General features: G+C 49.9%; 13 protein-coding genes. 8 read left to right on the plus strand and 5 right to left on the minus strand.

The window, feature by feature from the left end; translation table 11 throughout:
• The first annotated feature begins 73 nt into the window (after window positions 1-73).
• From hisD to hisIE, 7 genes are read left to right on the plus strand one after another with little or no spacing between them, the layout of a single operon-like run.
• A complete protein-coding gene (hisD, locus tag BZK40_RS21565) occupies window positions 74-1,378 on the plus strand; it encodes a histidinol dehydrogenase (RefSeq protein WP_079935273.1) in 1,305 nt (434 codons plus the stop codon).
• A complete protein-coding gene (gene hisC / locus BZK40_RS21570; RefSeq protein WP_032943909.1) occupies window positions 1,375-2,454 on the plus strand; it encodes a histidinol-phosphate transaminase in 1,080 nt (359 codons plus the stop codon). Before hisD ends, hisC begins: the two co-directional genes overlap by 4 nt.
• Entirely contained in the window at window positions 2,451-3,518 is a 1,068-nt protein-coding gene (hisB, locus tag BZK40_RS21575; RefSeq protein WP_032943910.1) for a bifunctional histidinol-phosphatase/imidazoleglycerol-phosphate dehydratase HisB, read from the plus strand. The genes hisC and hisB overlap by 4 nt, the downstream gene beginning before the upstream one ends.
• Window positions 3,518-4,108, plus strand: coding sequence for an imidazole glycerol phosphate synthase subunit HisH (hisH, locus tag BZK40_RS21580; RefSeq protein ID WP_001103544.1), 591 nt, complete (start codon window positions 3,518-3,520; stop codon window positions 4,106-4,108). Before hisB ends, hisH begins: the two co-directional genes overlap by 1 nt.
• On the plus strand, window positions 4,108-4,845 hold the full coding sequence (gene hisA, locus BZK40_RS21585) for a 1-(5-phosphoribosyl)-5-[(5-phosphoribosylamino)methylideneamino]imidazole-4-carboxamide isomerase (protein ID WP_079935274.1): 738 nt from the start codon (window positions 4,108-4,110) through the stop codon (window positions 4,843-4,845). The genes hisH and hisA overlap by 1 nt, the downstream gene beginning before the upstream one ends.
• Window positions 4,827-5,603: an imidazole glycerol phosphate synthase subunit HisF gene (hisF, locus tag BZK40_RS21590; RefSeq protein ID WP_000880132.1), complete on the plus strand. Its 777-nt coding sequence runs from the start codon at window positions 4,827-4,829 to the stop codon at window positions 5,601-5,603. The genes hisA and hisF overlap by 19 nt, the downstream gene beginning before the upstream one ends.
• The gene (gene hisIE, locus BZK40_RS21595; protein WP_079935275.1) at window positions 5,597-6,208 is read left to right on the plus strand and encodes a bifunctional phosphoribosyl-AMP cyclohydrolase/phosphoribosyl-ATP diphosphatase HisIE; all 612 of its coding nucleotides are present in this window, start codon (window positions 5,597-5,599) and stop codon (window positions 6,206-6,208) included. Before hisF ends, hisIE begins: the two co-directional genes overlap by 7 nt.
• A gap of 54 nt (window positions 6,209-6,262) precedes the next feature.
• Here the strand turns inward: hisIE and wzzB are convergent, their stop codons facing one another.
• Window positions 6,263-7,246, minus strand: a complete 984-nt coding sequence (gene wzzB, locus BZK40_RS21600; protein ID WP_079935276.1) for an LPS O-antigen chain length determinant protein WzzB — start codon at window positions 7,244-7,246, stop codon at window positions 6,263-6,265.
• A gap of 399 nt (window positions 7,247-7,645) precedes the next feature.
• Between wzzB and BZK40_RS21610 the strand changes: the two genes are divergently transcribed.
• Window positions 7,646-8,650: an NAD-dependent epimerase gene (locus BZK40_RS21610; RefSeq protein ID WP_079935277.1), complete on the plus strand. Its 1,005-nt coding sequence runs from the start codon at window positions 7,646-7,648 to the stop codon at window positions 8,648-8,650.
• Window positions 8,651-8,709: 59 nt separating this feature from the next.
• Here the strand turns inward: BZK40_RS21610 and ugd are convergent, their stop codons facing one another.
• The 4 genes from ugd to BZK40_RS24720 all read right to left on the minus strand — a co-directional run.
• Entirely contained in the window at window positions 8,710-9,876 is a 1,167-nt protein-coding gene (ugd, locus tag BZK40_RS21615) for a UDP-glucose 6-dehydrogenase (RefSeq protein ID WP_079935278.1), read from the minus strand.
• A gap of 198 nt (window positions 9,877-10,074) precedes the next feature.
• A complete protein-coding gene (gene gnd, locus BZK40_RS21620) occupies window positions 10,075-11,481 on the minus strand; it encodes an NADP-dependent phosphogluconate dehydrogenase (protein WP_079935279.1) in 1,407 nt (468 codons plus the stop codon).
• 172 nt (window positions 11,482-11,653) lie between these two features.
• A complete protein-coding gene (locus BZK40_RS21625; protein WP_079935280.1) occupies window positions 11,654-12,559 on the minus strand; it encodes a glucosamine inositolphosphorylceramide transferase family protein in 906 nt (301 codons plus the stop codon).
• A 2-nt stretch (window positions 12,560-12,561) separates the two neighbouring features.
• On the minus strand, window positions 12,562-12,828 hold a 267-nt coding region (locus BZK40_RS24720; protein ID WP_216350550.1), incomplete at its 5' end, for a hypothetical protein.

Here is a 12,828-nt window from a genome sequence, read left to right on the forward strand (position 1 = left end):
TGATATTACGGGTCTTGTAGGCCGGATAAGGCAGCGCCGCCATCCGGCAACACCCGATGATGGAGTAACGACCATGAGCTTCAATACCCTGATTGACTGGAATAGCTATAGCCCTGAGCAGCAGCGCGAACTGCTGATGCGCCCGGCGATTTCCGCCTCTGATAGCATCAGCCGTACGGTGGCCGAGATCCTTGAGAACGTCAAAAATAACGGCGACCGGGCGCTGCGTGAATACAGCGCAAAGTTCGATAAAACCGAGGTTGGCGCGCTGCGCGTGACCGAGGAAGAAATCCAGCAAGCCAGCAGTCGCCTGAGCGACGAACTGAAACAAGCCATGCAGGCGGCGGTGCGTAATATTGATACTTTCCACAGCGCGCAAATTCTACCGCCGGTGGATATCGAAACCCAGCCGGGCGTACGCTGCCAGCAGGTTACCCGCCCTATCGCTTCCGTGGGCCTGTATATTCCTGGAGGTTCGGCACCGCTGTTTTCCACCGTATTAATGCTGGCGACCCCGGCGCGCATCGCCGGTTGCAAAAAAGTGGTGCTGTGCTCACCGCCGCCAATTGCCGATGAAATCCTCTACGCCGCGCAGTTGTGTGGCGTAAAAGAGGTGTTTAATGTGGGCGGTGCGCAAGCCATTGCCGCGCTGGCGCTGGGCACCGAATCTATTCCTAAGGTCGATAAAATCTTCGGGCCGGGCAATGCGTATGTGACCGAAGCCAAACGCCAGGTCAGCCAGCGTCTTGACGGCGCGGCCATCGACATGCCTGCTGGCCCGTCCGAAGTGCTGGTTATCGCCGACAGCGGTGCGACGCCGGACTTTGTTGCCTCTGACCTGCTATCTCAGGCAGAACACGGCCCCGACTCGCAGGTTATCCTTCTGACGCCAGACGCTACGCTTGCCGAAGGCGTTGCCAAAGCCGTTGAACGCCAGCTTGCTGAGCTTTCCCGCGCTGAGACCGCACGTCAGGCACTCTCCGCCAGCCGCTTAATCGTGGCGAAAGATCTGGCGCAGTGCGTTGAAATATCTAACGCCTACGGTCCGGAACACCTGATTATTCAGACCCGCAACGCGCGTGAACTGGTTGATGAGATCACCAGCGCCGGTTCGGTGTTCCTCGGCGACTGGTCGCCGGAATCCGCAGGCGACTATGCTTCTGGCACCAACCACGTTCTTCCGACCTACGGCTATACCGCGACCTGCTCAAGCCTTGGGCTGGCTGATTTCCAAAAACGGATGACCATACAGGAATTAACCCCACAAGGTTTCTCTGCCCTGGCCTCAACCATTGAAACACTGGCCGCTGCTGAACGACTGACTGCCCACAAAAATGCCGTCACCCTGCGCGTTAACGCCCTGAAGGAGCAAGCATGAGCACTGACAACTTTCTCAGCGTCACTGATTTAGCCCGTAAGAATGTTCGCGAATTAACGCCCTATCAGTCTGCCCGTCGTCTCGGCGGTAACGGCGATGTCTGGCTCAACGCGAATGAATACCCCACCGCCGTTGAGTTCCAGCTCACTCAGCAAACGCTGAACCGCTACCCGGAGTGTCAGCCGAAAGCGGTGATTGAGAATTACGCGCAGTATGCTGGCGTCAAACCGGAGCAGGTGCTGGTCAGCCGCGGCGCAGATGAAGGGATCGAACTGCTGGTGCGCGCGTTTTGCGAACCCGGTAAAGATGCGATTCTGTACTGCCCGCCGACTTATGGCATGTACAGCGTCAGCGCCGAAACGATTGGCGTTGAGTGCCGCACCGTTCCAACACTCGACGACTGGCAACTGGATTTGCAAGGCATCGCGGACAAGCTTGATGGCGTGAAGGTAGTCTACGTATGCAGCCCTAATAACCCAACCGGCCAGCTGATTAACCCGCAGGATCTGCGTTCACTGCTCGACATGACGCAGGGTAAAGCTATTGTGGTCGCTGATGAGGCCTATATTGAGTTTTGCCCGCAGGCCACGCTGGCAGGCTGGCTGTCTGAGTATCCGCATCTGGTGATATTACGCACGTTGTCCAAAGCGTTTGCGCTCGCCGGTTTACGCTGCGGGTTTACGCTGGCGAATGAAGAGGTTATCAATCTGCTGTTAAAAGTGATTGCCCCTTACCCACTCTCTACGCCGGTGGCAGATATCGCCGCCCAGGCGCTGACGCCGCAAGGGATTTCCGCCATGCGTAAACGCGTAGAGCAGATCCTGCAAGAACGTCAGTATCTGGTAGATAACCTGAAAACAATTCGCTGTGTAGAGCAGGTATTCGATTCTGAAACCAACTATGTTCTGGCGCGCTTCACCGCCTCCAGCAGCGTATTTAAATCTTTGTGGGATCAGGGCATTATCTTACGAGATCAGAATAAACAACCTTCGTTAAGCGGCTGCCTGCGAATTACTGTCGGAACCCGTGAAGAGAGCCAGCGCGTCATTGACGCCTTACGTGCGGAGCAAGTATGAGCCAGAAGTATCTTTTTATTGACCGTGATGGAACCCTGATTTCCGAACCGCCAAGTGACTTTCAGGTCGATCGCTTTGACAAACTCGCCTTCGAGCCGGAAGTTGTTCCCGTTTTGCTGAAACTGCAAAAAGCAGGTTTTAAGCTGGTTATGATCACTAACCAGGATGGACTCGGAACCCAGAGTTTCCCACAGGCTGATTTTGACGGTCCGCATAACCTGATGATGCAAATTTTCACCTCTCAGGGCGTGACGTTTGATGAGGTACTGATTTGCCCGCACCTGCCAGCGGACGAGTGCGATTGCCGTAAGCCAAAAGTGAAGCTGGTTGAACAGTATCTGGTTGAACAGGCCATGGATATGGCGAACAGCTACGTCATTGGCGATCGGGTAACCGATATTCAGCTCGCGGAAAACATGGGCATTAGCGGATTGCGTTACCATCGCGATACCCTGAACTGGGCGATGATCGGCGAGCAGTTGACCAAACGTGACCGCTACGCACACGTTGAGCGTAACACTAAAGAAACACAGATTGACGTCAAAGTCTGGCTGGACCGCGAAGGCCGCAGCAAAATTAATACCGGCGTTGGCTTCTTTGACCACATGCTGGATCAAATCGCCACTCACGGCGGTTTTCGCATGGAGATTGCCGTCAAGGGCGATCTGTATATAGACGATCACCACACCGTTGAAGATACCGGTCTGGCGCTGGGCGAAGCCTTAAAGCTGGCGTTAGGCGATAAACGCGGCATCAACCGTTTTGGTTTTGTGCTGCCGATGGATGAGTGTCTGGCACGTTGCGCGCTGGATATCTCCGGCCGTCCACACCTGGAGTACCGCGCGGAGTTTACCTACCAGCGCGTTGGCGATCTGAGCACGGAGATGATCGAACACTTCTTCCGTTCACTTTCTTACACTATGGGCGTCACCCTGCACCTGAAAACCAAAGGCAAAAATGACCACCACCGTGTGGAGAGCCTGTTTAAAGCCTTTGGCCGTACGCTGCGTCAGGCGATTCGTGTAGAAGGCGACACGCTGCCCTCCTCAAAAGGAGTGCTGTAATGAACGTGGTGATTCTGGACACCGGTTGCGCCAACCTGCATTCGGTAAAATCCGCCGTCGCACGCCACGGATACGATCCTGTTGTCAGTCGTGACCCGGACGTGGTGCTGCGCGCCGATAAACTATTTCTGCCGGGCGTAGGCACCGCGCAGGCGGCTATGGACCAGTTGCACGAGCGCGAACTGATTGAACTGATTAAAGCCTGTACTCAACCGGTACTGGGGATCTGTTTAGGTATGCAACTGCTGGGCCGCCGCAGCGAAGAGAGTAACGGCGTCTCCCTACTGGGCATTATTGAGCAGGACGTCCCGAAGATGACCGATTTCGGTCTGCCGCTTCCGCATATGGGCTGGAATCGCGTGTATCCGCAGGCGGGAAATCGTCTGTTCCAGGGCATTGAAGATGGCGCCTATTTCTACTTTGTACACAGCTACGCTATGCCGGTAAACCCGTGGACCATCGCCCAGTGCAATTACGGCGAACCGTTTACCGCGGCAGTACAAAAGGACAATTTCTTTGGCGTACAGTTTCACCCGGAACGTTCGGGCGCGGCTGGGGCACAGTTGCTGAAAAACTTTCTGGAGATGTAATGATTATTCCGGCATTAGATTTAATCGACGGCACGGTGGTGCGTCTTCATCAGGGCGATTACGCTAAGCAACGTGATTACGGCAACGATCCTCTCCCCCGTTTGCAGGATTATGCAGCCCAGGGTGCTGAAGTACTGCACCTGGTTGATTTAACCGGCGCGAAAGATCCGGCGCAGCGCCAGATCCCGCTGATCAAAACGCTGGTCGCTGGCGTCAATGTTCCGGTACAGGTTGGCGGCGGCGTGCGTACGGAAGCAGACGTGGCGGCGCTACTTGACGCAGGTGTGGCGCGCGTGGTGGTGGGTTCGACGGCGGTAAAATCCCCCGAGATAGTCAAGAGCTGGTTTGCCCGTTTTGGTGCCGATGCGCTGGTACTGGCGCTGGACGTTCGTATTGACGAGCACGGGAATAAACAGGTTGCGGTCAGTGGCTGGCAGGAAGATTCAGGGGTTTCACTGGAAGAACTGGTTGAGACCTATTTACCCGTCGGCCTGAAGCACGTGCTGTGCACCGATATCTCCCGCGACGGTACGCTGGCAGGTTCAAACGTCGTACTGTATGAAGAAGTGTGCGCCAAATACCCGCAGGTGGCGTTTCAGTCATCTGGCGGCATTGGCGGAATCGAGGACGTAGCGGCCCTGCGCGGGACTGGTGTTCGTGGCGTGATCGTCGGACGAGCCCTGCTGGAAGGTAAGTTCACCGTTGAGGAGGCCATTCAATGCTGGCAAAACGCATAATTCCTTGTCTGGACGTCCGTGATGGGCAGGTGGTAAAAGGCGTCCAGTTCCGCAATCACGAGATTATTGGCGACATTGTCCCGCTGGCAAAACGCTATGCCGATGAAGGCGCAGATGAACTGGTGTTCTACGATATCACCGCTTCCAGCGATGGACGCGTAGTGGATAAAAGCTGGGTATCACGCGTAGCGGAAGTGATCGATATTCCGTTCTGTGTTGCCGGTGGCATTAAATCCATCGACGATGCGGCGCGCATTCTCTCCTTCGGGGCGGACAAAATCTCCATCAACTCCCCGGCGCTGGCCGAACCGGAACTTATCACCCGTCTGGCGGATCGCTTTGGCGTGCAGTGCATCGTGGTGGGCATTGATACCTGGTATGACGCCGACACCGGCAAATATCATGTAAATCAGTATACCGGAGATGAAAGCCGTACCCGCGTCACTCAGTGGGAAACACTGGACTGGGTGCAGGAAGTCCAAAAACGCGGCGCGGGCGAAATCGTCCTGAACATGATGAACCAGGACGGCGTACGTAACGGTTATGACCTGGAACAACTGAAAAAAGTGCGTGATGTTTGCCACGTACCGCTGATTGCCTCCGGTGGCGCGGGCACCATGGAACACTTCCTCGAAGCCTTCCGGGATGCCGACGTTGACGGCGCGCTTGCCGCCTCCGTCTTCCACAAACAAATTATCAATATTGGCGAATTAAAAGCGTACCTGGCAACACAGGGCGTGGAGATCAGGATATGTTAACGAAGCAACAATGCCGCGAACTGGACTGGGAAAAAACCGACGGACTGATGCCAGTCATCGTGCAGCATGCGGTTTCCGGTGAAGTGCTGATGCTGGGGTATATGAACCCGGAGGCGCTGGATAAAACGCTCGAAAGCGGCAAAGTGACCTTTTTCTCACGGACCAAGCAGCGCCTGTGGACCAAAGGAGAAACCTCCGGTCACTTCCTGAATGTGGTGAACATTGCGCCTGACTGCGACAACGACACCCTGCTGGTGCTGGTTAACCCGATTGGCCCAACCTGCCATAAAGGCACCTCAAGCTGCTTTGGTGACGCCAGCCACCAGTGGCTGTTCCTGTATCAGCTTGAGCAACTGCTGGCCGAACGTAAAACCGCTGACCCAGCCAGCTCCTACACCGCGAAACTGTATGCCAGCGGCACCAAACGCATCGCGCAGAAAGTGGGCGAAGAAGGCGTAGAAACCGCGCTGGCCGCGACCGTTAACGACCGTTTTGAGCTGACAAATGAAGCTTCTGATCTGATGTATCACCTGCTGGTTTTGTTGCAGGATCAGGACCTCGATCTGACGACGGTGATTGAGAATTTACGTAAGCGTCATCAGTAAGTTGCAGACGTAAAAAAACCGGGCAGAGCCCGGTTTTTGTTGTCAGCTTTAGACTTACTCAGCTTTGGCTTTGTAACCACGCAGAGCATTTCGCCCCAGCACTACGCCTGCACCAATCATCCCACCGAGCAGAACCGCCAGCACGAGGGTAATCGCTTTTTTCGGGCTGTCACGACGAATCGGTAACGTTGGTTTCATCACATAGCGGTAGGCGTGTACGCTGTCAGGCGCCACTTGTAATGCCTGCACCGCCAGCAGGTTCTGACGCGTTTGATAGTATTGATCAGAAAACGTCAAAGGACGCGTAGCTTCGTTCTCAACCATTGAGGAAAGTGCCTCACTACCCAGCATAAACATAGTATCCTGAGATACTTGATCAACCTGCTGTACCTGCGGTAGCTTAATATTAGACTGTTGCGCAACCTTAAGTGCTTGAGTCATCTGCGCGATACGCAGGGTTTTCTGCTCTTTCGCAACTGCTTCCTGCGCTGCAAGAGATTTTTGCAAATCAGCCAGTCGCGTTTCCAGACTCATTGACAAGTCAGTATTAAGCTCTTTCGCAACACTTTCATCAACTTGTTGAATATACTGCGCCAACGTTTTTTGTGCCTCTTCAGAGGTTTTACCGGTGTAAGAAACCTTTAACGGCAGAGCCTGACCTTTAACCGCAGCATCAATTGATAGTTTTTCCGGTTCTTGCTGGTTATCTAACGTTTCCGCCAATGCAGAAAATGCCGAACTAAAACGCCCGATAAAACTCGCCTGAACATCTGTCACTTTGGGTGCGTTAGCCCCAAATAGTACATCCAAAGCATTATTGTAGCTGGCAAGCTGACCCGCATCGGGTTGTGTAACGATAGCTGTCGAGGTCCATTTTTCCTTAGCCACCGCCAAATAGCCTACTGCCAGCGCTATTGCCACAACAATGCAGATAATAATCGTTACTTTCCCACGCCATAACTGCATGAGTAAATCAATCAGATCAATCTGTTCCGGATCGTGACTGCGCCCGGACATGTTGTTATCACTTACAGACATAGAAACCCTAGATAAGGAAAGACTTAAACTGGGATTAGTTTAGCTATAAATTGAGGCAATGCCATAGGATTAATGATAAAAAAATCAAATTGTTTCTAGGATTTTGATTGGTATTTCAAACACTACTGAATAGCGATACGATTAAACAAAAGTGTCAATACTCAAAGAACATCTTCATGCGCAAAAAACCATCAACAAACAGGTTTAATGCCCGCTAATCGTTATACTTTACAATTCATTTTATTGAATTCACAGCGTGAATACTTACCTTCTAACCAGTAAAAATGGTAGGCGTAAATAATATAACAATTAGCTTTTTTACCATCTAAAGGTATCATTCCACTTTTTAGTAGCACCTGTTGGTGTCTGGCTATTATTTAGCCAAAAAGAGGAATAAACATGAAATACCTGGTTACGGGTGCCGCTGGTTTCATCGGCTTCCACGTTAGCAAACGCCTCCTTGAGGCTGGCCATCAAGTAGTCGGTATTGATAACCTGAACGATTACTACGACGTCAGCCTTAAACAAGCTCGTCTGGAATTACTGGCACAGCCTGGTTTCCAGTTTCATAAAATTGATTTAGCCGACCGCGAAGGCATGACCGATCTCTTCGCATCCGGGCATTTTGAACGTGTGATTCATCTCGCCGCACAAGCTGGTGTACGTTATTCACTCGAAAACCCGCATGCCTACGCAGACTCAAATCTCACCGGCTTTCTGAACATACTGGAAGGGTGTCGCCATCATAAAATTCAGCATTTACTCTATGCCTCATCCAGTTCAGTTTACGGCCTGAATCGCAAAATGCCTTTCTCTACGGATGATTCCGTCGATCATCCCGTGTCGCTGTATGCAGCAACCAAAAAAGCCAACGAACTGATGGCCCATACTTATTCCCATTTGTATGGATTGCCCACAACCGGGTTGCGTTTTTTCACCGTGTACGGTCCTTGGGGTCGTCCTGATATGGCGCTGTTCAAGTTCACCAAAGCGATGCTGGAAGGTAAAAGTATTGACGTCTATAACTATGGCAAAATGAAGCGTGACTTTACCTATATTGATGATATCGCAGAAGCAATCATTCGCCTGCAGGATGTCATTCCACATGCAGACAGCCAGTGGACCGTTGAAACAGGTACGCCAGCAGCCAGCATTGCGCCCTATCGCGTCTACAATATCGGCAATAGTTCACCGGTTGAGCTAATGGACTATATCCAGGCTCTGGAAGATGCACTGAGTATTGAAGCAAAGAAAAATATGCTTCCGCTACAGCCAGGTGATGTACTGGAAACCAGCGCAGACACTAAAGCACTGTATGATGTTATTGGTTTTAAACCTGAAACCACGGTAAATGATGGGGTGAAGAACTTTGTTGACTGGTACCGTGATTTCTACAAAGTTTAATTACTGACCTGATTAAAATAAAAAAGGCCTTATATAAGGCCTTTTTTATGGAGACGAGATTAATCACTACCAAACAAATCGCGGGTATACACTTTATCGGCAACATCAGCTAATTCTGACGTCATGCGGTTAGAAATAATAATATCCGCTTCATTTTTGAACGCATTAAGATCACGCACAACTCGGGAATGGAAAAATTCATCCTCTTCCATGACCGGTTCATAGATAATAACGGGCACACCTTTTGCCTTAATGCGCTTCATGATGCCCTGAATCGATGATGCCCGGAAATTATCGGAACCACTTTTCATGATCAAACGGTACACGCCAACTACCTTAGGCTTACGCGCAAGAATAGAATCTGCGATGAAGTCCTTACGCGTACGGTTCGCATCAACGATCGCGCCAATAATGTTATTCGGCACAGACGCGTAGTTCGCCAGTAATTGCTTAGTATCTTTCGGCAGACAGTAGCCACCATAGCCGAATGACGGGTTGTTGTAGTGATTGCCGATACGCGGATCCAGGCACACACCTTCAATAATCTGCCGTGAGTTCAAGCCAAGACTTTCTGCATAGCTATCCAGCTCGTTAAAGTAAGCCACACGTAACGCCAGATAGGTGTTAGCAAATAACTTTATGGCTTCGGCTTCAGTCGAGTCAGTAAACAGCGTCGGAATGTCTTTTTTAACCGCACCTTCCTGCAACAACGCAGCAAACCGCTCGGCGCGTTCAGAGCGTTCACCAATAACGATACGGGACGGATGCAGGTTGTCGTACAGTGCACGACCTTCACGCAGGAATTCTGGCGAAAAGAAAATATTGTCAATACCTAACTGTTCTTTAATGGAGTTCGTAAAGCCAACCGGAATCGTTGATTTAATTACCATCACCGCATTTGGGTTGATTTCGACCACATCGCGGATCACTGACTCGACGCTGGAGGTGTTAAAGTAGTTCGTTTTCGGATCGTAATCAGTCGGTGTCGCGATGATGACGTAGTCCGCATCGCGGTAAGCATCATACTTATCGGTCGTTGCACGGAAATTCAGATGTTTTGTCGCCAGATATTCTTCGATCTCTCTATCAACGATCGGCGATTTTTTCTGATTCAGCATCTCGACCTTCGTCGGAACGATATCCAGAGCGACCACTTCATGGTGCTGGGCAATCAGAATACCGTTCGACAAACCAACATAACCTGTTCCTGAGATAGTTATCTTCATTCGCTGTGTAACTTCTTCCGGTTAAACATTTGAGGGTGAACACGCTGCCAACAACGTCGCGCATCGGCTCTGCATTGCACCAGTATATCGTGCTTTGCTACAACACCGGATATCAGACCTGACTGAATCCCATTTTTTGGCAATAAAAAAGCCCGGAGGAGCGCTCCGGGCCTGCATTCACAGTTAGACTAAATCAGATTAATCCAGCCATTCGGTATGGAACACACCTTCTTTATCAGTGCGTTTATACGTATGTGCACCAAAGTAGTCGCGCTGGGCCTGGATCAGGTTAGCCGGCAGTACCGCAGAACGGTAGCTATCGTAGTAGGCTACTGCTGCAGAGAAGGTCGGTACCGGAATACCATTCTGCACGGCATAAGCCACTACATCGCGCAGCGCTTGTTGATATTCGTCAGCGATATTTTTGAAGTACGGGGCCAGCAGCAGGTTAGCAATGCCTTTGTTTTCAGCATACGCGTCAGTAATTTTCTGCAGGAACTGCGCACGAATGATGCAGCCCGCGCGGAAGATCTTCGCGATTTCACCGTAGTTCAGATCCCAGTTATATTCGTCAGACGCGGCACGCAGTTGAGAGAAGCCCTGCGCGTAGGAGACGATTTTGCCCAGGTACAGCGCGCGGCGTACTTTCTCAACGAACTCGGCTTTATCGCCAGCCCGTTGAGCCTGCGGGCCGGACAGTACTTTAGATGCCGCTACGCGCTGGTCTTTCAGAGAAGAGATGTAGCGCGCGAATACAGACTCGGTGATCAGCGACAGTGGTTCGCCCAAATCCAGAGAGCTCTGGCTGGTCCATTTACCGGTACCTTTGTTCGCCGCTTCGTCGAGGATCACATCAACCAGGTATTTACCCTCTTCATCTTTTTTGGTGAAGATATCTTTGGTGATGTCGATCAGGTAGCTGCTCAGCTCGCCTTCATTCCACTCGGTGAAGGTAGTTGCCAGTTCTTCGTTAGACAGGTTCAGACCGCCTTTCAGCAGAGAATAGGCTTCAGCAATCAGCTGCATATCGCCGTATTCAATACCGTTATGCACCATCTTCACATAGTGACCTGCGCCATCAGCGCCGATGTAGGTTACGCACGGTTCACCATCTTCCGCCACGGCGGCAATCTTGGTCAGGATAGGGGCAACGAGCTCATACGCTTCTTTCTGGCCACCAGGCATGATAGATGGGCCTTTCAGGGCGCCCTCTTCACCGCCGGACACGCCGGTACCGATAAAGTTAAAACCTTCTGCGGACAGTTCACGGTTACGACGGATAGTGTCCTGGAAGAAGGTGTTGCCACCATCAATGATGATGTCGCCTTTATCCAGATACGGCTTCAGGGAATCGATGGCAGCATCGGTGCCAGCACCCGCTTTCACCATTAACAGGATACGACGTGGGGTTTCAAGAGACTCGACGAACTCTTTCACCGTGTAGTAAGGAACCAGTTTCTTACCCGGGTTCTCGGCAACAACTTCTTCAGTTTTCTCGCGGGAGCGGTTGAAGATGGAGACGGTATAACCACGGCTTTCGATGTTGAGCGCCAGGTTGCGCCCCATCACTGCCATACCGACGACGCCGATCTGTTGCTTGGACATTACATACTCCTGTCAGGTGTGGTCACCGCGCGACGCATGCGCGGCTTGAATGTGTTCTAGATGTTAACTCAGGTTAATGTCACTGAATAGAGATAGGTTCACTTATGGTGCTTTTTGACTTAAAAATTATTGTTTGGTAGGTTGAATATCGCATATCTTCTACGACAAAAGCTCAATTCCTGAACGGTAAACTAATTTTGAGTTTATAAGCTAATTTTCTAAATACGTTACTAAATCTATATTTAACTATTTTCCCGTCAAAAACAATATATTCATCTTTTACTGATAAGGTATGAATTCCCTTGTTGTAAGGATATAATGGAAAAATCTCCATGAACTCGTTTTCTTTATATTCATCAGGGCTAAGATGCGATACTTCACTTATGACAATACTACCACCATAAGTTTTAGTACAGTTTTGAGATACTCTGAAAAACTTATCGTCGCAGCAAAGCATACCTCCACCATTTCGCCCGACTCTGCTATTTTTTGCAATGGGGGACATTCTATGTTCGACAAAATCATTAAGAAGAGAATCAGAATAGAATAATCTTTGTTTGAAAGGTTCGTTTATAGTCGAAGTAAATAAATAATAGATACCATTTACATTATGGATGAAAGAGTCAACGTACATATCATCACACAATATCTCCCTAACAAATTCAAAATTGTTCAACTCAACATTGAACCTGTATAGATAAACACCGTTGCGATCTCCTTCCTCAGGAATACAATATAGACCGCCTTCGGCCTCAAATACATATGGAAAAGACTTATGGCCAGTACTTTTATTTATCTCATCAAAAAACGGATACTCATCCCCATTTAAATCAATACATTTTAGCTTCGCATTACCTGAAACGTAGTTAAAATCCTCATACGCAACATAATACTTTTCAGAAAATTTAAATATAAATGGATCTGCCTCATAATCACTTTTAATATTAACTTCAAGCCATTTAACCTTCTGTTTCGGTAGTTCCCCATCTAAAACAAGCGACAAGTCGCAAGATACGATACCTATACGCCAAACATCTTGTCCGAATAACTTATAGAAAATTTTATTTAACAAACTCATAATCAATTATCACAAGCAGCAAATGAGATGTAACGACCGTCAGCACAAGGAGATTCAGAACTGAAATCTGTCATAAAATAATTTATATTGGAGCCAAGTCGTCTATCATAAAAATACTGCTTATAACTGTCGTCCTCTTCTAGTCCACTGAAAGAAAAAATTCTTGGATAAATCTTTGAATTAAAAACTTTACCTTCAGAGCCAGGATTTACGATATAATGGATAACCCTATCGATAATACCTTTAAATTTTACAGAAATGATCACACC

Origin of the sequence: Citrobacter portucalensis (genome assembly GCF_002042885.1) — a bacterium.
Taxonomy (GTDB): domain Bacteria; phylum Pseudomonadota; class Gammaproteobacteria; order Enterobacterales; family Enterobacteriaceae; genus Citrobacter; species Citrobacter portucalensis.

Coding starts and splice junctions, on each gene's coding strand:
- hisB (WP_032943910.1), top strand. CDS start 2,451: ATGAGCCAGAAGTATCTTTTTATTGACCGTGATGGAACCCTGATTTCC.
- hisIE (WP_079935275.1), top strand. CDS start 5,597: ATGTTAACGAAGCAACAATGCCGCGAACTGGACTGGGAAAAAACCGAC.
- BZK40_RS21625 (WP_079935280.1), bottom strand. CDS start 12,559: ATGAGTTTGTTAAATAAAATTTTCTATAAGTTATTCGGACAAGATGTT.
- wzzB (WP_079935276.1), bottom strand. CDS start 7,246: ATGTCTGTAAGTGATAACAACATGTCCGGGCGCAGTCACGATCCGGAA.
- hisC (WP_032943909.1), top strand. CDS start 1,375: ATGAGCACTGACAACTTTCTCAGCGTCACTGATTTAGCCCGTAAGAAT.
- hisH (WP_001103544.1), top strand. CDS start 3,518: ATGAACGTGGTGATTCTGGACACCGGTTGCGCCAACCTGCATTCGGTA.
- BZK40_RS21610 (WP_079935277.1), top strand. CDS start 7,646: ATGAAATACCTGGTTACGGGTGCCGCTGGTTTCATCGGCTTCCACGTT.
- ugd (WP_079935278.1), bottom strand. CDS start 9,876: ATGAAGATAACTATCTCAGGAACAGGTTATGTTGGTTTGTCGAACGGT.
- gnd (WP_079935279.1), bottom strand. CDS start 11,481: ATGTCCAAGCAACAGATCGGCGTCGTCGGTATGGCAGTGATGGGGCGC.
- hisF (WP_000880132.1), top strand. CDS start 4,827: ATGCTGGCAAAACGCATAATTCCTTGTCTGGACGTCCGTGATGGGCAG.
- hisD (WP_079935273.1), top strand. CDS start 74: ATGAGCTTCAATACCCTGATTGACTGGAATAGCTATAGCCCTGAGCAG.
- hisA (WP_079935274.1), top strand. CDS start 4,108: ATGATTATTCCGGCATTAGATTTAATCGACGGCACGGTGGTGCGTCTT.